Here is a 22,021-nt window from a genome sequence, read left to right on the forward strand (position 1 = left end):
CCTACTCGGGCCAGGCCGAGCCCTCGATCACCTCGACGAAGTCGCCCCGGACGAACCCGGGCACGAAGTGGGCCAGCACGTCGGCCTTGACGTTGCCGAACGTCGTCTCGGGGCGGTCCTTGATCCCGTCGGTGAACGCGGCCAGGATGCGCTTCTTGAAGTCGGGCCGGGGATGGGCCTCGACCACGGCCGCCCGCTGCTCGCCGGAGACGGCGTCGTAGCCGATGCCCAGCACGTCGAGCTCCACCCCCCGGGTGACCAGCGCGATCTCCGGAGCCATGTGCAGCGGGATCTCCGGGGTGGTGTGGAGGGCGATGGCCGTCCACACCAGATCGGCCTCCCGGCCGGTGATCCCGTGGGCGTGCAGGAACCGCCGCGCCTCGTCGGCGCCGTCGATCTCGAACCGCTGACCGGTGCTGCGGAAACGCCCGGTCAGCCCGAGATCGTGGAACATCGCGCCGACGTACAGCAGCTCGGGGTCGAAGGAGAGGCCCTGGTCGCGCCCGCGCAGCGAACCCCAGAGGAACACCCGCCGCGAGTGGTCGAACAGCAGCGGTTCGGCCGCCTCCCTGACCAGTTCGGTGGCCTCCCGCGCGAGAGGGCTGTCGGGGATCCGCACGCCCGCGATCGTCTCGCTCATGATCTTCCTCCCTCTTTCTCGGTACGACTCCAGAATCTCCGGCCGCCTACACTGGGGGCCATGTCCTTTCTGACAGATGAACCACAGATTCAGACATGAACCACCGGGTCGGATTCGTGGTGTTCGACGGGGTGACCCTGCTGGACGTCAGCGGCCCCGCCGAGGTCCTGCACCAGGCCGGTCAGGCCGGGCACCCCTATGAGCTGGTCCTGGTCTCCGCCTCCGGCGGCCAGGTCACCACGTCGACCGGCCTGCCGCTGAGCGGGGTCGTGACGGCGGCCGAGGCCGGCTTGGTCGACACGGTGCTCGTGGCCGGCGGCGACCTGCTGGCCGAGCGGCCTCTGGACCCGGGCCTGCTGGCGACGGCCCGCACGCTGGCCGCCGGCGCCACCCGGGTCGCCTCGGTGTGCACCGGCGCGTTCGTGCTGGCCGAGCTCGGCCTGCTCGACGGCCGCCGCGCCACCACCCACTGGCGGCACGCGGGCGTGCTCGCCCGCCGTCACCCCCGGGTGCGCGTCGAGCCCGACGCGATCCACGTCAGGGACGGCCGGTTCGTCACCTCGGCCGGGATCAGCGCCGGGATCGACCTGACCCTGGCCCTCGTGGAGGACGACCACGGAGCCGAGGCGGCCCGCCGCATCGCCCGCGAGCTGGTCGTCTTCCTGCAGCGGCCCGGCGGGCAGTCGCAGTTCACCGAGGCCACCACGCCGCCCGGGGGCCACGACGTCCTGCGGGTGCTGATCGACTCCGTGCTGGCCGACCCGGCCGCCGACCACGGCCTGCCGGCCATGGCCGCAGCGGCGGCCGTCAGCACCCGCCACCTGACCCGGTTGTTCCACACCGAACTGGGCACCACCCCGGCCCGCTGGGTCGAGCGGGTGCGTCTCGAACACGCCCAGCGGCTGCTGCTCGAGGGGCACAGCGTCACGGCGGCGGCCCGCGACAGCGGGCTCGGCAGCGACGAGACCCTCCGCCGGGTCTTCGACCGCCATCTCGGCATCACGCCCACCGCCTACCGTCAGCGCTTCGCCACCACGACCACTCGAAGCGGATAATCCATCCATTTGTGCTACCGTCTTCCTGAGCGGATGGACTATCCGCTTTTTCTGGATGGAGGGGCACATGACGAAGACGGCTCTGGTCACGGCCGGCACGGGAGGCATCGGTCTGGAGACCGCGCTCGGGCTGGCCGCCGCCGGGTTCGCGGTCACCGTGGTCGGGCGCGACCCCGCCCGGGGAGCCCGCGCGGTCGACCGCATCGACGCCACCCGGCCGGCCCACCCCGCCCGGTTCCGGCGGGCCGACCTCGGCTCGCTCGACCAGGTCCGCGCCCTGGCCGACGACGTCACCGCGTCGGGGGAGCCGCTGACGGTGCTGGTCAACAACGTCGGGGCGATGTTCGCCGACCGCGCGGACCTCGACGGAGTCGAGGCGTCGTTCGTGGTCAACCACCTTTCGCCCTACCTGCTGACCGAACTGCTGCTGCCCGTGCTCACCGCCGGGGCGCCGAGCAGGATCGTGAACGTCACCTCGGGCGCGGTGCGCAGCGCCAGGAAGCGGTTCGACGCCGTCGAACCGCCGGGCGGCTACTACGGCTTCCACTGGTACGGCCGCGCCAAGCTCGCCAACCTCGCCTACACCCTCGACCTGGCGAAACGGCTCGACGGCACCGGCGTCTCGGTGTTCGCCGCCGATCCCGGAGGCGCGGCGACCGACATGACCGACGGCACCATGACCGACCCGAAGATCGTCTCGCCGCCCCTGCGGGTGTTGTGGCCGCTGGTCCGCCGCGTGTTCGCCCGCAGCACCTGGGGCCCGGCGTCGGAGGCGGCGAAGCCGTCGATCACCGCCGCCACCGACCCCGCGCTGACCGGCCGGACCGGTCTCGTCCTCGGGCCCCGGGCCCGCCCGGTCGCCCCGATCCGCGCCGCCACCGACCCGCGCGTCGCCGAGGCCGTCGCCCTGCTCAGCCGGGCCCACGCGCCCGTGGCACGGCGGTGAACCGGGATACTCTCCCCATGACGACCACACCGCTGCGCAAGGACGCCGCCCGCAACTGTGAGCGGATCGTCGCCACCGCCCGCGACCTGGTCGACCAGGGCACCCCGTTGCAGCTCAACGACGTCGCCCACCGGGCCGGCGTCGGGGTCGCCACGGTCTACCGCCACTTCGCCACCCCCGAGGCGCTGCTGGAGACCGTCGCCGCGCCCTGCCTGGAGGCCCTGGCCGGGCACGGCGAGCAGGCGCTGACCGACCCCGACCCCCGGCGCGCGCTGGAGGGCTTCCTGTCCCGCGTCGTCGAGGCGCAGGTCACCGACGCCGCCCTGCCGCCCGTCGCCGCCGCGGCCGTCGACGCCCTGCCGCGCACCACGGAACTGAAGGGGTCGCTCGCCTCGGCCGGCACCGCGCTCCTCGACCGCGCCCACGCCGCCGGGGCCGTGCGCGCCGAACTCACCGCGGCCGACCTCGTGCCGCTCATGTGCGGAATCGCCCACGCGGTGGCCGTCAGGGGCGGCGCCCCCGCCGATCAGATCGACACGGCCCGCCGCTACCTCGCCACCCTGCTCGACGGCGTGCGCCCCGCGCCGCCTCAGGCCTGAAGGTGCCGCAGGACCGCGAGGACACGGCGGTGGTCGTGGTCCGACGGCGGCAGGCCGAGTTTGGCGAAGATCTGGCTGACGTGCTTCTCCACCGAGCCGTAGGACAGGAACAGCGCACTCGCGATGGCGCTGTTCGACCGGCCCTCCGCCATCAGGGCCAGGACGTCGCGTTCCCTGGAGCTGAGGGTGGCCAGGGTCTCCACGCGGCGGCTCGCGCCCATGATCTGGGTGACGACCTCCGGGTCCAGCACGGTCTCCCCGTCGGCGATCCGGTCGAGCGCGGCCAGGAAGTCCGCGACGTCCGCGACGCGCTCCTTCAGCAGGTAGCCCACCCCGTGGGCGCCCTCGGCGAGCAACTGGGCGGCGTAGCGCGTCTCGACGTACTGGGAGAACACCAGCACGCCCACGCCGGGGTGGTCGCGGCGGATCCGGATCGCGGCCCGCAGGCCCTCGTCGGTGTGGGACGGCGGCATCCGCACGTCGACCACGGCGACGTCGGGCGCGTGTTCGGCCACGGCCTCCCGCAGGGCCTCGCCGTCGCCCACGGCGGCCACCACGTCGTGGCCCCGGGCGGTGAGCAGCATGCGGAGGCCGTCTCTGAGCATCACCGCGTCCTCGGCGATCACGATGCGCATGCGTCGTCCCTTCAGATGTGGAGGGGGAGGGCCACGGTGATCACCGTAGGGCCTCCGGCGGGGCTGCGGACGTCGACGGTTCCGTCCACCGCGCCGGTCCGGGCGGCCAGGCCGCGCAGCCCGGATCCGGCGCCCGTGACCGCGCCCCCGGCGCCGTCGTCGCGCACGACCAGGGTCAGCCGGCCGTCGCGGCCCCGCACGTCGACGGAGGCGTGCCGGGCGCCGCTGTGCCGGACGACGTTGGCGAGCAGTTCGGCGGCGCAGAAGTAGGCGACGGCCTCGATCGAGGGGTCGGGCCGCTCGGGCAGGTCGGCGTCGAGCCGGACGGGCATCGGGGTGCGGGCGGCGAGGGTGGCCAGGGCGGTCTCCAGCCCCTGGTCGAGCGCGGGCGGGAGCATGCCCCGGATCAGGTCGCGCAGTTCCGCCATGGTCTCCTTCGCGTCGCGGTGCGCGCCCTCGACCAGGGGGCGGGCGCGTTCGAGGTGGCCGAGGTCGAGCTCCTCGCGGGCCAGGCCCAGGGTCATGGCCAGGGTGACCAGGCGGGCCGACGTCCCGTCGTGCAGGTCGCGCTCGACCTGGCGGAGCCGGGCCACCGCGTCGTCGGCGGCGAACGCCCGCGCCCGCTCCAGCCTGCGGATCCTCGCCTCGTTCGCGGACATGCCGAGCAGCGTCCGGGCCAGCAGCCGTTCGGGTGCCAGGGCGAGCCGCAGTCCCCAGGGGGCCAGCAGGAGGAGCACGAGACCGGCCGGGCTCAGCAGCGCCGCGCCCGGCCAGCCCCGCCACAAAGGGGAGGCGAGCAGGACGAGGCCGCCTCCCCACAGGCCGGCGGCGGCGGCGAAGGCGAGCACTGCGGCGGGGAGCCGGAGCAGGGCGTGGGCGACCGCCCGCCATCCCGTCGCGTCGGTGAGCGCCGCGCCGATCCGCCGGAACAGTCCTTCGCCGGGGCGGAAGGGCGCGGGATCGGTGATCGGCGCCCCGAGGAGCACGCGGGCCAGCCTCCGGTTGACCGTGCCCAGACCCCGGGCGGCGACCAGGCTCAGGGCCAGCAGCGGCACCCCGATGAGGTTGACCGTCGTGAGGACGCCGAACAGCACCAGCACCAGATGGACCAGGCCGACCCCCACCGCCAGAGGCAGGATCAGCGTGTACGCGAGCTCGCGCCCCGCCGCGGACGACCATGGAGGACATCCGGAAAAGGTCCGGAGGACGTCCTCGTGTCGCCGTCTGATCCGCGCCCGCATAGTGACCACCATGATGACGAATCGACGGCGGCGACGACACGCCGCGCTGCTCATCGGCCTGACGCTGACGGCACTGACCGCGGCGACCCCGGCGGCGGCCCGGGAGCCGCTCTGGCGCGCGTGCGCGGGTCCGGACACACCGGCGGACCTGGAGTGCGCCGCGATCGAGGTGCCCGTCGACTGGGCCCGCCCCCACGGAGCGACGATCACCCTGGATCTGGCCCGATTACCCGCCACCGAACCGGCCCGGCGGATCGGCAGCGTGCTCGGCGTGCCCGGCGGCCCCGGGGCCAAGGGCGTCGAGGACCTGCGGCGGGCCGCCGCCGACCTCACCGGGTTGCGGCGCAGGTTCGACCTCGTCGCCTACAACCCGCGCACCAGCGTGTGGCTCGACCGGCTGCCCCCGGCCTGCGAACGACCCGCGACGACGCTGTCCGAACCGGCGAGCCGGAGTGAGTACCGCGCCCTGGCCGAGACGATGGCCAGGGGCTTCGAAGCCTGCCGGGAGGCCGACCCGACCGGACTGTTCGGCGCCATGGACTCGTTGTCGGTCGCCAGGGACATGGACGCCGTCCGCCGGGCCCTCGGCGAGGAACGGCTCAGCTTCATGGCCAACTCCTACGGAGGGGTGGCCGCCGTCGCGTACGCCCGGTTGTTCCCGCAGCGCATCCGGGCCATGTACGTCGACGGGACCCCCGACCACGTCGACGGCTGGCTCGACCAGACGCTCCGCACGCTGCCCGTCCGGGACGCGATCTTCACCCGGTTCGCCGCCTGGTGCGCGGCCACCCCCGCCTGCGTGCTGCACGGGCGCGACGTGAGGGCGACCTGGCGCGACCTCACCGAGGGCGCCGACCGCACGCCGATCCGGGGGACGTCGTCCCACTTCGGCGAGGTCGAGCTGACCGGATGGCACCTGCGGAGCTTCGGCTTCATGGCCGATCCCGGCCCCGAGAACACCCGATGGCCGGCTTTCGCCGACGCGATCGACAAGGCCGCCAGGGGCGACGGATCCGGCTTCGCCGACGGCGTCATCGGCACCGCGCGCATCTGGGCCACCCCCGGCATCCTGGCGATGACCTGCGGCGACGGCCGCAGCTACACCGGCTACGCCCAGTTGGAGGAGTTCCGCCGGCAGGCGCGGCGGATCTCGCCGGACTTCCAGGGAGCGGCGTTCGACACCCTGGGCTGCACCGGCTGGCCGCTGCCGGTCGCCAACCCGTCGCGGCCCCTGCCCACCCGCGGCCTGCCGCCGTTCCTGGGCGCGGGCAGCACGTGGGGCGACCTCGTGTGGACCGAGAGCCTGACCGGCCGGATCCCCGGATCGGCGACCGTCGCCTACGACGGCCCCGGTCACGCGCTGTACCTGTCGGGGAAGGCCTGCCCGATCCGGCACGCGACCACCTACCTCACCCGCCTGAGGCTGCCCCCTCCCGGCACCGTCTGCCCCGCCGAGTGATCGCGCCGCGATCCTAGAGTGGGCCGCATGGACCTGTTCGCGGGAATCCCCGTCACCGACTACCGGCGCGCCCTGGACTGGTACGAACGTCTCCTGGGCGCGCCCCCGGCGTTCTTCCCCAACGACGTCGAGGCCGTGTGGGAGCTGGCCGAACACCGCTATCTCTACGTCGAACTCCTGCCCGAACGCGCGGGCCGCGCCCTGCAGACCCTCTTCGTCGACGACTACGACGCCCGGGTGGCGGCGATCTCCGCGCGCGGCATCGACCCGGTCACACGGGAGACCTACGAGAACGGCGTCCGCAAGGCGACCTACCACGACCCCGACGGCAACGAGGTCGGGATCGGCGGCGGCCCCGCCTGAGAATTTCCCCGCGCCGTGTCGATCCGCGGACCGCCCGTTCGACAAGGGGGTGCGCGGGCCGGAATGCGGCCCCGCCCGACGAGGAGGACACGATGCCGAGATACATGCTGATCATGCGGGGCACCGACGAGAGCAACGCGGCCATGATGGCCTCGATCGACGAGGCGATGGCCGCGACCGGCCGGTTCATCGAGGACATGATGAAGGCCGGCGTGCTCCTCGCGGCCGAGGGCCTGGACGATCCGGCGCGCGGCGTCGTCGTCGACTTCGGCGGCGAGACCCCGGTGGTCACCGACGGGCCCTACGGCGAGACCAGGGAACTGTTCGGCGGCTACTTCCTCATCGAGGTCGCCACGCAGTGGGAGGCGGTCGAGTGGGCCACGCGGGTCCCGGCGGTCCGCGGCTCCAAGATCGAGGTGCGGCGGGTGGCCGAGGCCGACGAGGTGCCGCCCGGCAGCCGGGCCTGATGGACACCACCGATGTCGAGGCCGTCTGGCGCGTCGAGTCGGCCCGGATCGTCGCCGTGCTGACCCGGCTCACCGGCGACTTCGGGCTGGCCGAGGACGCCGCCCAGGAGGCGGTGGCCGAGGCGCTGACGTCGTGGCCGCGCGCCTCCCCGGTCAACCCGGCCGGCTGGCTGATGGCCGCGGCCCGGCGTCGGGCCATCGATGCGATCCGCCGCCGGGCCGCCCTCCACGACCGTTACGCCCTGCTCGCGGCCGGTGCGGAGACGGCCGGGCGGGAGGCCGACCCCGACGGGATCGGCGACGACGTCCTGGCGCTGATGTTCGTGAGCTGCCACCCGGTGCTCTCCCGCGAGGCCCGGGTGGCGCTGACCCTGCGTGTCGTCGGCGGCCTGTCCAGCGAGGAGATCGCCCGCGCGTTCCTGGTGCCCGTGCCGACGGTGCAGGCCCGCATCACCCGGGCCAAGAAGACGATCGCGGCGGCCGGGGTGCCGTTCGAACTCCCGCCCGCCCACGAGCGCCGCGACCGGCTCGGCGGCGTGCTCAGTGTCCTCTACGTGATCTTCACCGAGGGCTCGACGGCCACGTCGGGCGACCGGCTGCTGCGCCCCGACGTCGCGTACGAGGCGATCCGGCTGACCCGGACCCTGGCCGCGCTGCAGCCCGACGAGCCGGAGGTGCACGGCCTGCTGGCCCTGTGCGAACTGACGGCCGCGCGTTTCCCCGCCCGCACCGCGCCAGACGGCACTCCAATCCTGCTCGACGCCCAGGACCGCCGGTCGTGGGATCCCGCGGCGATCCACCGCGGCCTGACCGCCCTGGCCAGGGCCACGAAGCGAGGCCTCGGCCCCTACGCCCTCCAGGCCGCGATCGCCGCCGTCCACACCGCTGCCCCCTCGGCCGAGGCGACCGACTGGGACCGGATCGTGCTCCTCTACGAGGCCCTCGCCCGCGTCGCCCCCTCGCCGCTGGTCGACCTCAACCGCGCCGTCGCCGTCGCCATGGCCGGCGACCCGGCCCAGGCCCTGGTCATCGTGGACGCCCTGATCGCCGCCGGCCGCCTCCCGGGTTCGCACCTGGTCCCGACCGTACGCGGCGAACTCCTGACCCGCCTCGGCCGGCTGCCGGAGGCCCGCGCCGAACTGGAGACGGCCGCCCGGTTGTGCGCCAACGCCCGCGAACGCACGGTCCTGCTCCGCAAGGCGGCGGCGCTCGACTTCTCCGACAACTGTCGGAGAAGTGGTATCGTCGAGGCATGAACCGCAGCACCGACCCGCGGGCCGTTCGCACCAGGAACCGGCTCGCCCAGGCGTTCACCGCCGTCGCCGGGGAGGTGCCCGTGTCGGTCAGCGCCATCGTCGAGCGGGCCGGGCTCAACCGGTCGTCGTTCTACGCCCACTTCGACTCCACCAGCGAGCTCGCCCTCTACGTACTGGAGCAGGCACTCATCGAGATCTCCGTCGAGGACCTGCGGGCCCGCACCAGCGGGGCGGCCGAGGGCGTCGAAGCCTCGCGAGTCGTGGTGGGGCGCATCCTCGACCAGGTCGAAGGGCAGCGGGCCGACCTCGTGGCGGTCTTCGGTTCGACCGCAGGCGGCGACGCGCGGGTGCTCTTCGGGGAGCGGATCCGGGCCAACCTGACCGGCTACCTCGAAGTCGCCGCGCCGGAGCGACCCCGCGCCGAACGGGCCACGGCGGCCGTGATGGTCGGGTCGGGGCTGGCCTCGGCGGTGGTCGCGTGGCTGCTGGGGGAGATCGACTGCTCGCGCGACGACCTGCTTGACCTCCTCGTCGGGCTGGTGCCCGACTGGCTCAACGGATTACCCCGACCTCCCCGTTGAGACCAGGACACCAGAGGAGAAATAACCATGGATCTGCACCTGAAGGGCCGCCGGGCCCTCGTCACCGGATCGAGCTCGGGCCTCGGCGAGGCCATCGCCCGGCTGCTCGCGGCCGAGGGGGCCGAGGTCGTCGTCCACGGGCGGAACGCCGCCCGGACCGAGGCCGTCGCCGAGGCCATCCGCGAAGAGGGAGGCGCCGCTGTGACCGCCGTCGGCGATCTCGGCACGGACGAGGACGCCGACGCCGTCGCCGCGAGCGCCGGGCCGGTCGACATCCTCGTCAACAACGCCGGCGTCTACGACCGGCTCGGGTGGGACGAGCTGAGCTCCGGCGACTGGGCCGCCATCTACAACGTCAACGTCATCGCGGCGGCCCGCATGATCCGCCGCCTCGTGCCCGGCATGCGGGCACGCGGATGGGGGCGGGTGATCCAGATCGGCGGCGGTCTGGCCTCCCAGCCGATGGCCGACGCGCCCCACTACAACGCGACCCTCGCCGCCCGCCACAACCTCGCCACCTCGCTCGCGCGCGAGCTCAAGGGCACCGGCGTGACCTCCAACGTCGTGTCCCCGGGGGCCGTGCTCGTCGACCACGTGCGGGAGCTCGTCACCCAGATCGCGCCCGCGCGCGGCTGGTCGGGGGAGTGGGCGGACCTGGAACGGGCCGCCTCCGACGAGTGGGTGCCCAACGACGCCGACCGGTTCGGCCGCCCCGACGAGATCGCCGGGGCCGTCGCCTACCTGTGCGGCCCGTACGCCGACTACGTCAGCGGCGCGACCCTCCGCGTCGACGGCGGGACCGTGCGCAGCGCGTTCTAGGGTTTGACGGCCACGCCGCCGTAGGCCCACGCGTGCCCGCCGCCGGGGATGGGAGCCTGGTACTCGTCCTCGTCCGGCCGCCAGGTGACGACCTCGACGACGCCCGGAGGCACCAGCGTCCACCCGTCGAAGAAGCTCGTCACCTGCGCGTGGGTCCGGGGGACCATGGACGCCGGGCCCTTGTCGTAGGGCTTGGTGAACTGGTCCTCCTCCACCTGCGGCGCGAAGTCGAGCGTGATGTGCGACAGCAGCAGGTGGCTGCCCGACGGCACGACCGCCTTGTAGTGCTCGACGAGCTCGCCCGGCTTGTCGCCGTCGGTGACGAAGTGCAGCACCCCGGCCATGATGATCCCGACCGGCTGGGAGAAGTCGAGCACGTCGACCACCTCGCGGTGCGACAGGATGTGGTCGGGGTCGCGCAAGTCGGCCTCGATGACGGTGGTCCGGCCCTCGTCGCTGCTGGTCAGCAGCGCCCGCCCGTGCACCAGGACGATCGGGTCGTTGTCGACGTACACCACCCGGGAGGCGGGGTTGACCGCCTGGGCGATCTCGTGGGTGTTGCCCTGCGTCGGGATGCCGGTGCCGATGTCGAGGAACTGCCAGATGCCGGCCTCGGCGAGGTGGCGCACGGCCCGGCTGAGGAAGGCCCGGTGGGCGCGCACCCCCTCGCGGGTGCCCGGCGACAGCTTGATGAGCTGCTCGCCGGCCTCGCGGTCGGCGGCGAAGTGGTCCTTGCCGCCGAGGAGGTAGTCGTAGATGCGGGCGGGGTGAGGGATCGTCGGATCGATCCGGGTGAGCGGCGGAGCGTCACCGGCGGACTCGGCCCTGGGACCGTTGGGGAAACCGGCCATTACTTTCTCCCTCAGTCGTCTTTCTGTGTTAACGCTCACACCGTAGCTCGTCAGGTGGTGATATGACCTGATAGCAGATCAAATTATGGTTGCGATCGACGGTCTGAAATCGGTCGCCGGACTTTCTGTCGGACATTTCTGCTGCATTAGCGCGAATCCGACTGATGGCGGGGGCTCGTGCGGGAATGGAGGCGTCCATTCCCGCACGAGCCGGCCGTCAGGCGGTCGTACAGGAAGCGCCGTTGAGCGTGAACGACGCCGGCGCCGCGGTGTTGCCCGTGTGGGTGGCCTGGAAGCCGATGTCGAGCGTCGCGCCCGCCGCCAGGTTCGTGTTGTAGCCGACGTTGGTCGCGGTCACCGCCCCGCTCGCCGGGTTGTAGGCGGCGTTCCACCCGCCGGTGATGGCCTGCCCCGACGGCAGGGTGAAGCGCAGCGACCAGCCGTTCAACGCCGTCGGCCCGGTGTTGGTGATCCTGATCGCGGCCGTGAACCCGTTGTTCCAGGCGTTCATCGTGTACGACACCCGGCACGCCCCCGTGCCCGGACTCGGCGAAGGACTGGGAGACGGGCTCGGCGAAGGACTGGGCGAGGCCGACGGTGAGGGGCTCGGCGAGGGCGTGGGCGAGGTGAACTGCGTGAAGAAGCGCCACACCTCGGCCGGCACCCAGGTCCGGGACCCGCTGTCACCGGTCGCGCCGTCCTGCGGGGCGGCGATGTGGCCCTCGTCGAAGGCCGCCCAGGCGACCGGATAGCCGGCCTGGCATCCGGAGTAGGTGGTGACCCGGTGCGACAGGCTGCCCTGGGAGGGCTCCGGCGGGTTCTGCGCCGTGCAGCCGTTGTTGCGGACGAACCGGTCGCGCAGCGTCCGCCCCTGCGAGATCGCCAGCACGTTGTCGCGCAGCCCGTGGATGCCGAGGTAGGCGATCGGCTGGGTGCCGCCGCTGCACCCGCTCAGCTGCGCGCCCGACTGCACCGCGACCGCGCGGAAGACGTTGGGCCGCGCGCACGCCAGCGCGTTCGACATGGCGCCGCCGTAGCTGAAGCCGACCGCGAACCGCTGGGCGGTGTCGACGCACAGGTCGGACTCGATCTGGCCGATGATGGTGTCGACGAGCGTGACGTCCTCGCCGCCGGAGTTGGCCCACCCGTTGTTGAGCCCCTGGGGCGCGACGAAGATGGCGCTGTTGTTCGCCAGTCGCTGCAGGCCGTAGTAGGACCACACGTCCCGCTGGACGGTCTGCCCGGTGGCCACGTCGGTGGCGGTGCCGTTCAGCCAGTGGAACCCGAAGACCAGGCGGTAGGGCCGGGTGTTGTCGTAGTTGTCCGGCACCCGCAGGATGTACGACCGGCTCTTGCCGTTGTGCTGGAGCGAGTAGGTGCCGCTGCGCAGGGTGGGCGTCTTGCCGCAGCCCGCGGTCGCGGCCAGGACGGCCGCCCCGCCCGAGGGCGCGGCCGCGCTGTGGCCCGACGCGGCGGGACCCCAGGCCAGGATGACGAGCGCCGCGGCCCCGGCGGCGGCGAGGACCGATCGAGTTCGTGTGATCACGTGAGTTCCTTGGGGGTTGGGGGCCGGGAGACCGGGCTCCTTTCCGTCCCTTCCGCGCGGCGAATCCCCGCGCCGACGCGACTGGACGGATTGCCGGATTCTCCTGCCGGGAGACGGCCGGGTCACGGGATCGGCCCTGGAGGCAAGAGAAGCGAAACGGCATGCTGTTATCGCTAACATCCTGATTTCGCGGTCACCGTAGGCAGGCGTCGGAGGGGCTGTCAAGAATGGCGTTCGTGCCGTCGAGAGGCGAAATCGGCCGATTCACACGCGTGCCACCAGGGATGCGTTGAGCGCTGGACCAGGCGGAGGTGTAATTTTCAGCACGCCGTCGCGGCCGGAGCGCCCGGGAGGGGACAGGGACTTACTTCGCTGATCGCCGGCCCGCTCAGTGTGGCCGGTCCGCTGCTCGTGGCCGGTCCGGCATTCGTGGTCGGTCCGGCCTGCGTGGTCAGTCTGCCTTCGCGTGGTGGGTCGCCCTCGCGTGGTTGGTCTGCCAACGCGTGGTTGGTCTGTCGTGCGTGTTGGTCTGTCGTGCGTGGTCGGTCCGCTGTGCACGGCTGGTGCGCCCGCCGAGGTGCCGTCGTCGTTGAGGTCAGGTGTCGGCGGGGTCCTCGTCGGTGGTGAGGTTGTCGAGGACGGCCTCCGACAGTGCCGCCAGGCTGTCGAGCTGGCGCGGGGTGACGACGTCGAGGAAGACGCGGCGGACGTAGTCGATGTGCAGCGGGACGGCCTTGGTGATGGCCTCGTGGCCGGCCGGGGTGAGGGTGATCTGCTGGCCGCGTGGGTCGTCGGCGCAGGGGTTGCGCTCGACCTGTCCGCGCGTGACCATCCGCGAGATCTGGTGCGTGAGCCGGGTCTTCTCCCAGCGGAGCCGTTCGCGCAGTTCGAAGACGCGCAGGCTGTTGTCCGGCTGCATCCACAACGTGCTGAGGACGGCGTAGTCGGCCAGCGACAGGCCGGTGTCGTTGAGCAGTTGCCGGTTCATGTGGCGGCGCAGGTCCTCCTGCATGGTGAGGAAGGCGTACCAGGCACGCCGCTCGCGGTCGCTCAGCTCCCCGGGCTCGGTCACCCACCCAGGCTACCGAACGGATGACACGTCCCCCTTCGCCGAATCAGGGCCGCCCGGCAGAAATCCCGTCGAGGCAGGGTGATGACACATCACCCACGCTGCAGTGATCTGAGCGGAGATATCCCGACGTTTGCCATTTCGGAAAGGGTGATGCATCATCCTTCACAGGGTGATGCATCACCCATCGTCTGGAGAGAAGTGATCATGGAACGAATCTGGCTGGTCACGGGTGCCGCCTCCGGCCTCGGCCGCGAGATCGCACGGGTGGCCCTGGGGGCGGGGGCACGGCCGCGCTGACCGGCCGCCGCACCGACGGAGCCGCGGAGCTGGTCGCCACCCACCCCGGCCGGGCCTTCGCCGCCCGGATCCCCGGATACGACGAGACGGTCGGCGACCTGCGCGCCCACGTGGCCGAGGTCACCGGCCGCCGGCCCGGCGACCCCGCGAAGATCGCCGCCGCCGTCCTCACCACCCTGGACGCCCCCGGCACGCCCCTGCGCCCGGCGTTCGGCGACGACACCTTCGACCGCCTCGCCGCAGCGGCCGAACGCGCCGCCTGGGCGCCCCTGTCGCGCGGCACCGACTTCGACGACGAGTGAACGACATGGGAAAGGAGCCCACGATGGATCGTGTGGCGGGGAAGACGGCCATCGTCACCGGCGGGGCCATGGGCATGGGCGCGGCCACGGCACGCCGCCTGGCGGCGGAGGGCGCGAACGTCGTCGTCGCCGACGTCGACGAGGACGCGGCACGGAGCCTGGCGGCCGGCCTCGGCCCGCGCGTGGTCGCCGAACGGCTCGACGTGCGGTCGGAAGAGCAGTGGGCCGAGGTGGTCGCGCGTACCGAGGAGAGGTTCGGCTCGGTCGACGTCCTGGTCAACAACGCGGGCGTGGCCGACCCGGCGCCGCTGGAGGAGTGGGACGCCGCCCGGTTGCGGCGCACGCTCGACGTCAACCTGGTCGGCGTCTTCAACGGTGTCCAGGCCGTGGTCCCGGCGATGAGACGGGCCGGTGGCGGGTCGATCGTCAACATCGGCTCGGTCGGCGCACTCCAAGGAGTGCCGCGGATGTCCGGATATGTCGTCTCCAAATGGGCGGTACGCGGCCTCACCAAGACCGCCGCTCTGGAACTGGGCGTCTTCGGCATCCGGGTCAACGCCGTGCACCCGGGGCAGATCCGCACGCCGATGACCGAAGGCGTCGTCTTCGACACCCGGAACGTCGCACTCGGACGCGTCGGCGAGCCCGACGACATCGCGGCGATCGTGTTGTTCTTCGCGAGCGACGACTCCCGGTTCGTCACCGGCGCGGAGGTCGCCGGCGACGGGGGCCAGATCGCCGGGCCGGCCGACTACCAGGGACTGCCGCAGTAAGTAATGATCACTGCAAGTGATCTTCTAAGGCGGCGGGTGCTGCCCGGATTCCCCCTGGCCAGGCAGCGCAATTGAGGGATGACGATCAATCAGGGTGTCCGGCGGGTCGCGACGTGGGCCGCCACGCTGGCCGTGGTCCTGACGGCCGGCGCCGGCCTGACCGCCGCCCCCGCCGCCGCCGACATCTCGCCGCTGGGCGCCAACATCTGGACCTGTGAGCCGTCGCCGCTCCGCCCGCGCCCGGTGGTGCTGGTCCACGGCACGTTCGAGGACATGGCGGGCAACTGGGCGACCCTCTCGCCGAGGCTGAAGCTGGCGGGCCACTGCGTCTTCGCGCTCAACTACGGCCGGGTCCCGGCCACGGGGCCGCTGCACGGCGTGGGCGACATCGCCCGCTCGGCCCAGGAGTTGTCGGACTTCGTCGACAGGGTGCTCGCGGCGACCGGGGCGTCCGAGGTCGACGTCGTCGGCCATTCCCAGGGCGGGATGATGCCGCGCTACTACCTGAAGTTCCTGAACGGCGCGGCGAAGGTGCACCGGTTGATCGGCGTCACGCCGTCCAACCACGGCACCAGTTCCAGCGGCCTGGTCGACCTGGCCCGGTTGCTCGGGCTCAGCCCGGCCGTCGCCCTGGTGTGCCAGGCCTGTCAGCAGCAGATGGCCGGCTCCGACTTCATGAAGACGCTGAACGACGGGGGCGACACGGTTCCCGGAGTGGACTACACGGTGATCGCCACGAGGTTCGACCGGGTGGTCACGCCGTACACGTCGAGTTTCCTGACCGGCGACGCCGTCCGCAACATCCTGCTCCAGGACCGTGCCCCGCTCGACTTCAGCGGTCACGCGGCCGTCAACCACGACCCGGTGGTGCATCAGATCGTGCTCGACGAACTCGACGCCCCGGCGACCCCGCTTCCGTAAGTTACGAGCCGAACCGCTGTCTGGACGTGGCCGGATCGACGTAAGTTTCGCCGACGTGAACGTTTCAGCACCGAAGCGATCTTGTACGGTCCGGCCACGGGCCCGTAAGAGCAGAAAAAGGGCCTCGCCGGGGCGGACGGCGCGAAAGTACGCGCCAAGGGGCCGCCTTGACGCGAATCGATCCCCTCGTATTAGCTCCGCGCACCGTTTGTTAACGCTATCAGCCTCAGTTGACCGCGAACGACCACGCCCCCACAGACGAAGAACGAGGAGCACCCCCATGCGCCTGCCCTGGCGAACGCGGACACCGCGCCGATCGGCCGTGCGCCGCCGGTTCGCGATCATCAGCCTCCCGATCCTGCTGACGGCGGCCGGACTGGTGGCCACCCAGCCCGCCCAGGCCGCCGTCGCCTGCCGGGTCGACTACACCGTCACGTCGTCGTGGCCGGGCGGCTTCGGCGCCAACGTCACCATCAACAACCTGGGTGACGCGGTGAGCGGCTGGCAGCTGACCTGGACGTTCGGCTCCGGCCAGCAGATCAGCCAGATGTGGAACGCCACACCCTCCCAGTCGGGTTCGACGGTGACGGCGACCAACATGCCCTACAACGCCGCGATCCCCTCCGGCGGCAGCACCGGCTTCGGCTTCAACGGCTCCTCCAGCGGCAGCAACCCGTCGCCGACCGCGTTCTCCCTGAACGGCGTCCCCTGCACCGGCAACCCCGGCACGCCCACGCCGACCCCGACGCCCACGCCGAGCCCCACGCCGACGCCCAGTCCCACGCCGACCCCGAGCCCGAGCCCGACGCCGTCACCCACGCCCACGTGCAACCTGCCGTCGACCTACCGGTGGACCTCGACCGGCGCGCTGGCGCAGCCGCGTTCGGGCTGGGTGTCGCTGAAGGACTTCACCGTCGCCCCCTACAACGGGCAGCAGCTCGTCTACGCCACCACGCACGACTTCGGGTCGAGCTGGGGTTCGATGAACTTCTCCCTGTTCAGCAACTACTCGCAGATGGCCTCGGCCACCCAGAACCCGATGAACTCGGGCACGGTCGCGCCGTCGTTGTTCTACTTCGCGCCCAAGAGCATCTGGGTGCTGGCCTACCAGTGGGGCGGCCCGGCGTTCTCCTACCGGACCTCCTCCAACCCGACCAACGCCAACGGCTGGTCCTCGCCGCAGACGCTGTTCTCGGGCAGCATCTCCAACTCGGCCACCGGCCCGATCGACCAGGCGCTCATCGGCGACAGCCAGAACATGTACCTGTTCTTCGCCGGTGACAACGGCCGCATCTACCGGGCCAGCATGCCGATCGGCAACTTCCCGGGCAGCTTCGGCACCAGCTACCAGACCATCATGACCGACACCACGAACAACCTGTTCGAGGCGGTCCAGGTCTACAAGCTGGCCGGCCAGCAGCGTTACCTGATGATCGTCGAGGCGATCGGCTCGCAGGGCCGCTACTTCCGCTCCTTCACCGCCACCAGCCTGGGCGGCACGTGGACCCCGAACGCCACCACCGAGTCCAACCCGTTCGCGGGCAAGGCCAACAGCGGCGCGACCTGGACCAACGACATCAGCCACGGTGAGCTCCTGCGCACCAGCGCCGACCAGACCATGACGGTCGACCCCTGCAACCTGCAGCTGCTCTACCAGGGCCGCAACCCCAACTCCAACGGCGTCGACTACGGCCTGCTGCCCTACCGGCCGGGCCTGCTGACCCTCCAGCGCTGACCTCCTTCTCGTACGGCGGCGGGTCCGGCTGGGACGCTCCCACCACCGATACGAACCACGACGGCCGGCAGATCGCGCATCTGCCGGCCGTCAGGCTGCTCACGGAACACGCCCTGTCCGGCGCTGTCGACGCGATGCGATCGGCGGGAGAGGGTTCATCGAGATGATCGCCCGTGAGAAGGTGCCCACGGGCGAGGTCAGTCGTCCCTTGATCTACGACCCCAGACTCGCCGAACCACCCCGGGCAGTCAGTCTGGCGACGACCTGACGACCTGACCGCGTCCGTCCTCGTACAGCGAGTGCGGCTGACCCGCGTGCGATCGACGTTCCGGTCATCGTCGGCCTGACCTGACCCAGGATGGTCCACGTGATGAATGATTACGGGGCGAGCCGGTCCGGAGATTCCCTCGACGAGGACCTTCATGACGCGATCTTCGATGGCGATGCCGACGACGTGGAGGTTCTCCTCAAGCGCGGGGCGGACGCCGAGTCGCTCTTCCTGGACCATACGCCGCTCTGGCTGGCGGTACGGCGTGGAAACCGGGACATCGTCAGCGTGTTGCTGCGTGCCGGAGTCGATCCGTGGCGGCCGGTCATCGGGGGTCGCTCGGCGGGTTCGGTCGCGCTCACCGGGCCCCTGGCCGACCTGTTCGCCGATCTCCCCGGTGCGCCTCCCGTCGATCCCGCGTGGATGCGTCGCCAGCGGCCGGCCGATGAGGTGGTCGCGCATTACGCGACCTGGTCGAAATACCGGGAACAAGGCGAGAGCTACGCGTTCGTCGCCGGCGTCGACGAGGACACGGCCATCCGCCGATTGGGGCTCGACCCGGCGGACTGCCCGATCACCGACGGCGGTGGCTACCGCCGCGCGCTCCCCGGGGTCGGCTACGAGGCGTTCTGGCTGGGCACACCGCCCGGCGGCTCCGGCGTCGCGCTGCTCAACCTCGTCGGGACCTGGCCGGGTAGTGGGCACATGTGGGGGCCACTCAGCTCGCCCGGGCCGGTGGTGGCGGTCTCCACCAATGTGAACGTCGACACGTGCATCGAGATCTGGCGTGACGGCGGCAACACCCGGTTCTTCCAGTCTCTCCAGGACCCTGATGACGAGACCACGACCGAGGAGTGGTTGTGCCGCTTCTACGACAACTCTGACGACTCGGCGACCGGCGGAAGCAAGGGGCTGGCGCTCGGGACCCTGCTGACCGGGGTCCAGGTGGAGGAAGCCTGGCTGTTCGAAGCCCCGAAACGGCTTGTCGTCGTTCCCAGGGGAATTCTCTCGCCATGAGGGCGGCGGGCGTCCGAGGGCTGCGGCACGGCCGTGAAGGTCGGCGAGGGGCCGAATGCGGGCGGCAGTGGCGGGCCCGGCTGGCTGTCGGTGGTCTTGCCGAGGGGGCTGCGTGCCCCCGGGTCGCCGTCCGCCCGGCCCGATCCCGGGCGGACGGCGTCTCCCCGCCGGGAGGTCAGGCGCGGGAGCAGGTGCTCCCGTTGAGGGTGAAGGCGGAGGGGGTGGCCGTGTTGCCGGTGTGGGTGGCCTGGAAGCCGATGTCCACCGAGCCGCCGGCCGGGATGGAGCCGTTGTAGTTCAGGTTCCTGGCCGTCACCTGGCCGGTCGACGGCGAGTAGGTCGCGTTCCAGCCGCCGGTGATGGCCTGTCCGGACGGCAGGGTGAACACGAGCGACCACCCGTTGAGCGCGGCGGAGCCGGTGTTGGTGATGGTGATCGCCGCGGTGTAGCCGGTGTTCCACGCGTTGACCGCGTAGCTCACCCGGCAGGGCCCGCCAGGCGTCGGGGTCGGCGTCGGGGTCGGGGTGGGCGTGGGCGTCGGAGTCGGAGTCGGCGTGGGGGTCGGCGTGGGTGTCGGGCTCGGGGTGGGGGTCGCCGCGTTGAGGGCGTTGAGCACCGAGGTGTACGCGGCCTTCTTGTTGCCCGAGGAGTCGAACAGCAGCGGGTTCTCGCCGGTTCGCCAGGAGTCGCTGTCGCGGATGCCCCAAACCGTGATGCCGTTGCACCGCCGCACGTTCATGCACGCGCGGGTGACCGTCGCGAAGATGTTGGCCTGGTTGGACCCCTGCGCGACGTCCAGTTCGGTGATCTCCACGTCGACCCCCAGGTCGGCGAAGCGCTGGAGGTTGGCCTGGTAGTCACCGGAGATCGAGGTGCCCAGGTGGGACTGGAAGCCGACGCAGTCGATCGGGACGCCGCGCGCCTTGAAGTCGCGCACCATGTTGTAGATGCCGGTGCTCTTGGCGTTGATCCCGTCGGTGTTGTAGTCGTTGTAGCAGAGCTTGGCCCCGGGGTCGGCCGCCCGCGCGGCCCGGAAGGCCGCCTCGATCCAGTCGTTGCCGGTGCGCTGGAGGTTGGAGTCGCGGCGTCCGCCGCTGCCGCCGTCGGCGAAGGCCTCGTTGACGACGTCCCAGGAGTGGATCTTGCCCCGGTAGTAGGTGGCGACCCGCGTGACGTGGTTGATCATCGCGCTGCGCAGGTCGGAGCCCTCCATGCCGCGCGCCCAGGTCGGCTGCTGCTGGTGCCAGAGCAGGGCGTGGCCGCGGATCTTCATGCCGCGCGAGATCGCGTGGTTGGCGATCCGGTCGCCGTTGGCGAAGTTGAAGCTGTTGCGCGAGGGTTCGGTCGCGTCCCACTTCATCTCGTTCTCGGCGGTGACCTGGTTGAACTCCCGGTTCAGGATGTTCACGTAGGTCGTGTTGCTGAGCCGGCCCGCCGCGATGGCGGCGCCGAAGTAGCGGCCCGACTGGGCGGCGGCGGCCCCCAGGGTGTCGGCCGCGGCCGAGGCGGACGGGGGTGTGACCGCCAGGACGCCGGCCCCGAGGGCCGCGGCGACGGCGACGACGAGCGTTCGGCGGACTGACGGAGCGATGGTCAGGATCGCAGGTGGGAGCATGCCGCTTCCTTGAAGGGGGTTCGAAGGCGTGGCCACGGAGCCGTGTTATCGCAAACATTTCTCCGTGACGCCCTGGCGAGGTGCGTTGTCGCGCAGTACACCCCGGTGATCCGAACCCGGTCAACGAGGCGTCGCCGCCCTCGGGCCCGGCCATCGCCGGGGAGGTGGGCCCGGCCTGGGCAATCGACCCGGACGGAGATCGTCCGTGCAGGTGAAAATTTCACAGAAACCACCTGCTGACGACCGTTGCTTTCGGCGGGACCCAGGACTGTCTCCCGGCTCGTACCGTCCCCCGGCGCAGGAGAGTGTGCCTGGTCAGCGAAATGTTTCTGATCCAATTCGATAATTTTCAGAACATTGTTCCATCAACGGCCGCTCGCAGATGTCGCGCAGAGCCGGATATCAGCGGAAACGAAGGCATCAACGGCCGAAACACAACCCGTAAACTTTCCGGCATGACCTCGACCGAGCCCTCCACCGACGCTCTGACCCTCGCCGAGATCGCCGGGCTGGCCGGAGTCTCGGTGGCCACCGTCTCCAAGGTCGTCAACGGCCGTTCCGAGGTCGGTTCCCGGACCCGGGCCCTGGTCGAGGGGCTCATCCGGGAGCGGGGGCTGCGGCGGCAGCGGCGGCGCATCAAGCCGGCCGGCCTGCTGGAGGTCGTCTTCCACGAACTGGCCGGTGAATACCCGATGGAGATCGTCAAGGGCGTCAGGACGGCGGCGGAGCACCACGGCGTGAACGTGATCGTCTCCGAGCTGGGCGGACGGCACATCCCCGGTCAGCGGTGGATCAAGGAGGTGCTCGGCCGTCGTCCGGCCGGGATCATCACGGTGTTCTCCGGCCCGACCGAGGAGCAGCGGCTGCTGCTGGCCACGCGTGACATGCCCCTGGTCGTGCTCGATCCGGCGGGCGACCCGGGCCGGGGGGTGCCGTCGGTCGGGGCGACCAACTGGAGCGGCGGCCTGGAGGCCACCCGCCACCTGCTCGAACTCGGCCATCGCCGGATCGCGATGATCACCGGCCCCGAGTTCGCCTTCTCCAGCCGGGCCCGCCTCGACGGCTACCGCACCGCCCTCGACGCCGCCGGCATACCGGTCGATCCGGCCCTGATCCGCCAGGGGTCCTTCCACATCGAGGACGGGGTCGTGCACGCCCGCGCGCTGATGGAGCTGGCCGACCCGCCGACCGCGGTCTTCACGGCCAACGACGGCATGGCGATCGGCGTCTACCGGACCGCCCACGAACTCGGGCTGCGTGTCCCCGACGACCTCAGCGTGGTCGGATTCGACGACGTGGCCACGTGGAGGTGGGCCAATCCGCCGCTCACGACCGTCCGGCAGCCGCTGATGGAGATGGGGGCCACGGCCGCCGAGATGCTGGTCAAGCTGGCCACGGGGGAGCCGCTGCCGCAGCGGCGGGTGGAACTGGGCACCGAGCTGATGGTCCGGGGCAGCACGGCGGCGCCGAGAGGGTGAATTTTCGGTCGTCCACCTGCGCGTGCAGGTGAAATTTTCAGGACCCGCCGAAGATTCGCACAGCGTGGCGGCCGGTCGCTCGATG

General features: G+C 71.6%; 22 protein-coding genes. 15 read left to right on the plus strand and 7 right to left on the minus strand.

Features of this window, described 5'->3' with window-relative positions; all coding sequences use genetic code 11:
- Window position 1: 1 nt before the first annotated feature.
- Complete coding sequence (locus QSK34_RS25740) at window positions 2-640, minus strand: HD domain-containing protein (RefSeq protein ID WP_285587460.1); 639 nt, start codon at window positions 638-640, stop codon at window positions 2-4.
- Window positions 641-735: 95 nt separating this feature from the next.
- Between QSK34_RS25740 and QSK34_RS25745 the strand changes: the two genes are divergently transcribed.
- The 3 genes from QSK34_RS25745 (at window position 736) to QSK34_RS25755 (ending at window position 3,240) form a co-directional block, all read left to right on the plus strand.
- Window positions 736-1,695, plus strand: coding sequence for a GlxA family transcriptional regulator (locus tag QSK34_RS25745; RefSeq protein WP_285587462.1), 960 nt, complete (start codon window positions 736-738; stop codon window positions 1,693-1,695).
- Between the two features lie 67 nt (window positions 1,696-1,762).
- Window positions 1,763-2,641 (plus strand): SDR family NAD(P)-dependent oxidoreductase, encoded by an 879-nt coding sequence (locus QSK34_RS25750; RefSeq protein WP_285587464.1) that lies wholly within the window; start codon window positions 1,763-1,765, stop codon window positions 2,639-2,641.
- A 17-nt stretch (window positions 2,642-2,658) separates the two neighbouring features.
- Entirely contained in the window at window positions 2,659-3,240 is a 582-nt protein-coding gene (locus QSK34_RS25755; RefSeq protein WP_285587466.1) for a TetR/AcrR family transcriptional regulator, read from the plus strand.
- On the opposite strand, the gene QSK34_RS25760 is transcribed toward QSK34_RS25755, so the two are convergent.
- A complete protein-coding gene (locus QSK34_RS25760) occupies window positions 3,231-3,875 on the minus strand; it encodes a response regulator transcription factor (RefSeq protein WP_285587468.1) in 645 nt (214 codons plus the stop codon). The two genes, QSK34_RS25755 and QSK34_RS25760, sit on opposite strands and share 10 nt — an antisense overlap.
- Window positions 3,876-3,886: 11 nt before the next feature.
- Window positions 3,887-4,999: a sensor histidine kinase gene (locus tag QSK34_RS25765; RefSeq protein WP_285587470.1), complete on the minus strand. Its 1,113-nt coding sequence runs from the start codon at window positions 4,997-4,999 to the stop codon at window positions 3,887-3,889.
- 127 nt (window positions 5,000-5,126) lie between these two features.
- Here QSK34_RS25765 and QSK34_RS25770 point away from each other — a divergent pair, with 127 nt between their 5' ends.
- The 6 genes from QSK34_RS25770 to QSK34_RS25795 all read left to right on the plus strand — a co-directional run bounded on the left by QSK34_RS25770 (window position 5,127) and on the right by QSK34_RS25795 (window position 10,061).
- A complete protein-coding gene (locus tag QSK34_RS25770) occupies window positions 5,127-6,575 on the plus strand; it encodes an alpha/beta fold hydrolase (RefSeq protein WP_285587472.1) in 1,449 nt (482 codons plus the stop codon).
- A 27-nt stretch (window positions 6,576-6,602) separates the two neighbouring features.
- Window positions 6,603-6,938 (plus strand): VOC family protein, encoded by a 336-nt coding sequence (locus QSK34_RS25775; protein ID WP_285587474.1) that lies wholly within the window; start codon window positions 6,603-6,605, stop codon window positions 6,936-6,938.
- 92 nt (window positions 6,939-7,030) lie between these two features.
- On the plus strand, window positions 7,031-7,405 hold the full coding sequence (locus QSK34_RS25780; protein WP_285587476.1) for a YciI family protein: 375 nt from the start codon (window positions 7,031-7,033) through the stop codon (window positions 7,403-7,405).
- A complete protein-coding gene (locus QSK34_RS25785; protein WP_285587477.1) occupies window positions 7,405-8,661 on the plus strand; it encodes an RNA polymerase sigma factor in 1,257 nt (418 codons plus the stop codon). Before QSK34_RS25780 ends, QSK34_RS25785 begins: the two co-directional genes overlap by 1 nt.
- Window positions 8,658-9,242: a TetR family transcriptional regulator gene (locus QSK34_RS25790; protein ID WP_285587478.1), complete on the plus strand. Its 585-nt coding sequence runs from the start codon at window positions 8,658-8,660 to the stop codon at window positions 9,240-9,242. Before QSK34_RS25785 ends, QSK34_RS25790 begins: the two co-directional genes overlap by 4 nt.
- Window positions 9,243-9,269: 27 nt before the next feature.
- Window positions 9,270-10,061: an SDR family NAD(P)-dependent oxidoreductase gene (locus QSK34_RS25795; protein WP_285587480.1), complete on the plus strand. Its 792-nt coding sequence runs from the start codon at window positions 9,270-9,272 to the stop codon at window positions 10,059-10,061.
- On the opposite strand, the gene QSK34_RS25800 is transcribed toward QSK34_RS25795, so the two are convergent.
- From QSK34_RS25800 to QSK34_RS25810, 3 genes are all read right to left on the minus strand, one after another.
- Window positions 10,058-10,912 (minus strand): SAM-dependent methyltransferase, encoded by an 855-nt coding sequence (locus QSK34_RS25800; protein ID WP_285587481.1) that lies wholly within the window; start codon window positions 10,910-10,912, stop codon window positions 10,058-10,060. The genes QSK34_RS25795 and QSK34_RS25800 overlap by 4 nt on opposite strands.
- Before the next feature lie 217 nt (window positions 10,913-11,129).
- The gene (locus tag QSK34_RS25805; protein WP_285587483.1) at window positions 11,130-12,458 is read right to left on the minus strand and encodes a CE1 family esterase; all 1,329 of its coding nucleotides are present in this window, start codon (window positions 12,456-12,458) and stop codon (window positions 11,130-11,132) included.
- Between the two features lie 595 nt (window positions 12,459-13,053).
- Window positions 13,054-13,530, minus strand: coding sequence for a MarR family winged helix-turn-helix transcriptional regulator (locus tag QSK34_RS25810; protein ID WP_161483400.1), 477 nt, complete (start codon window positions 13,528-13,530; stop codon window positions 13,054-13,056).
- A 407-nt stretch (window positions 13,531-13,937) separates the two neighbouring features.
- Between QSK34_RS25810 and QSK34_RS25815 the strand changes: the two genes are divergently transcribed.
- The 5 genes from QSK34_RS25815 to QSK34_RS25835 all read left to right on the plus strand — a co-directional run bounded on the left by QSK34_RS25815 (window position 13,938) and on the right by QSK34_RS25835 (window position 18,843).
- A complete protein-coding gene (locus QSK34_RS25815; RefSeq protein WP_285587484.1) occupies window positions 13,938-14,129 on the plus strand; it encodes a Rossmann-fold NAD(P)-binding domain-containing protein in 192 nt (63 codons plus the stop codon).
- Between the two features lie 23 nt (window positions 14,130-14,152).
- Window positions 14,153-14,902 carry an SDR family NAD(P)-dependent oxidoreductase gene (locus QSK34_RS25820; RefSeq protein ID WP_285587485.1) on the plus strand — a complete coding sequence of 250 codons (750 nt, stop codon included), beginning with the start codon at window positions 14,153-14,155 and terminating at the stop codon, window positions 14,900-14,902.
- Window positions 14,903-14,980: 78 nt separating this feature from the next.
- A complete protein-coding gene (locus QSK34_RS25825; protein ID WP_285587487.1) occupies window positions 14,981-15,823 on the plus strand; it encodes an esterase/lipase family protein in 843 nt (280 codons plus the stop codon).
- Between the two features lie 280 nt (window positions 15,824-16,103).
- Window positions 16,104-17,558 (plus strand): non-reducing end alpha-L-arabinofuranosidase family hydrolase, encoded by a 1,455-nt coding sequence (locus tag QSK34_RS25830; protein WP_285587489.1) that lies wholly within the window; start codon window positions 16,104-16,106, stop codon window positions 17,556-17,558.
- A 370-nt stretch (window positions 17,559-17,928) separates the two neighbouring features.
- A complete protein-coding gene (locus QSK34_RS25835; protein WP_285587492.1) occupies window positions 17,929-18,843 on the plus strand; it encodes an ankyrin repeat domain-containing protein in 915 nt (304 codons plus the stop codon).
- A 175-nt stretch (window positions 18,844-19,018) separates the two neighbouring features.
- Here the strand turns inward: QSK34_RS25835 and QSK34_RS25840 are convergent, their stop codons facing one another.
- On the minus strand, window positions 19,019-20,458 hold the full coding sequence (locus tag QSK34_RS25840; protein WP_285587494.1) for a glycoside hydrolase family 10 protein: 1,440 nt from the start codon (window positions 20,456-20,458) through the stop codon (window positions 19,019-19,021).
- Window positions 20,459-20,913: 455 nt separating this feature from the next.
- On the opposite strand from QSK34_RS25840, the gene QSK34_RS25845 reads away from it, so the two are divergent.
- Complete coding sequence (locus tag QSK34_RS25845) at window positions 20,914-21,936, plus strand: LacI family DNA-binding transcriptional regulator (protein WP_285587496.1); 1,023 nt, start codon at window positions 20,914-20,916, stop codon at window positions 21,934-21,936.
- Window positions 21,937-22,021: the final 85 nt, after the last annotated feature.

Source organism: Herbidospora sp. NBRC 101105 (assembly GCF_030269205.1).
GTDB lineage: Bacteria > Actinomycetota > Actinomycetes > Streptosporangiales > Streptosporangiaceae > Herbidospora > Herbidospora solisilvae.

What these genes read in the sequence shown, in the direction of transcription:
- QSK34_RS25780 (WP_285587476.1), top strand. Translation starts at nt 7,031, where the DNA reads ATGCCGAGATACATGCTGATCATGCGGGGCACCGACGAGAGCAACGCG.
- QSK34_RS25775 (WP_285587474.1), top strand. Translation starts at nt 6,603, where the DNA reads ATGGACCTGTTCGCGGGAATCCCCGTCACCGACTACCGGCGCGCCCTG.
- QSK34_RS25750 (WP_285587464.1), top strand. Translation starts at nt 1,763, where the DNA reads ATGACGAAGACGGCTCTGGTCACGGCCGGCACGGGAGGCATCGGTCTG.
- QSK34_RS25840 (WP_285587494.1), bottom strand. Translation starts at nt 20,458, where the DNA reads ATGCTCCCACCTGCGATCCTGACCATCGCTCCGTCAGTCCGCCGAACG.
- QSK34_RS25820 (WP_285587485.1), top strand. Translation starts at nt 14,153, where the DNA reads ATGGATCGTGTGGCGGGGAAGACGGCCATCGTCACCGGCGGGGCCATG.
- QSK34_RS25745 (WP_285587462.1), top strand. Translation starts at nt 736, where the DNA reads ATGAACCACCGGGTCGGATTCGTGGTGTTCGACGGGGTGACCCTGCTG.
- QSK34_RS25845 (WP_285587496.1), top strand. Translation starts at nt 20,914, where the DNA reads ATGACCTCGACCGAGCCCTCCACCGACGCTCTGACCCTCGCCGAGATC.
- QSK34_RS25795 (WP_285587480.1), top strand. Translation starts at nt 9,270, where the DNA reads ATGGATCTGCACCTGAAGGGCCGCCGGGCCCTCGTCACCGGATCGAGC.
- QSK34_RS25835 (WP_285587492.1), top strand. Translation starts at nt 17,929, where the DNA reads ATGAATGATTACGGGGCGAGCCGGTCCGGAGATTCCCTCGACGAGGAC.
- QSK34_RS25740 (WP_285587460.1), bottom strand. Translation starts at nt 640, where the DNA reads ATGAGCGAGACGATCGCGGGCGTGCGGATCCCCGACAGCCCTCTCGCG.
- QSK34_RS25825 (WP_285587487.1), top strand. Translation starts at nt 14,981, where the DNA reads ATGACGATCAATCAGGGTGTCCGGCGGGTCGCGACGTGGGCCGCCACG.
- QSK34_RS25800 (WP_285587481.1), bottom strand. Translation starts at nt 10,912, where the DNA reads ATGGCCGGTTTCCCCAACGGTCCCAGGGCCGAGTCCGCCGGTGACGCT.
- QSK34_RS25785 (WP_285587477.1), top strand. Translation starts at nt 7,405, where the DNA reads ATGGACACCACCGATGTCGAGGCCGTCTGGCGCGTCGAGTCGGCCCGG.
- QSK34_RS25755 (WP_285587466.1), top strand. Translation starts at nt 2,659, where the DNA reads ATGACGACCACACCGCTGCGCAAGGACGCCGCCCGCAACTGTGAGCGG.
- QSK34_RS25830 (WP_285587489.1), top strand. Translation starts at nt 16,104, where the DNA reads ATGCGCCTGCCCTGGCGAACGCGGACACCGCGCCGATCGGCCGTGCGC.
- QSK34_RS25770 (WP_285587472.1), top strand. Translation starts at nt 5,127, where the DNA reads ATGATGACGAATCGACGGCGGCGACGACACGCCGCGCTGCTCATCGGC.
- QSK34_RS25760 (WP_285587468.1), bottom strand. Translation starts at nt 3,875, where the DNA reads ATGCGCATCGTGATCGCCGAGGACGCGGTGATGCTCAGAGACGGCCTC.
- QSK34_RS25790 (WP_285587478.1), top strand. Translation starts at nt 8,658, where the DNA reads ATGAACCGCAGCACCGACCCGCGGGCCGTTCGCACCAGGAACCGGCTC.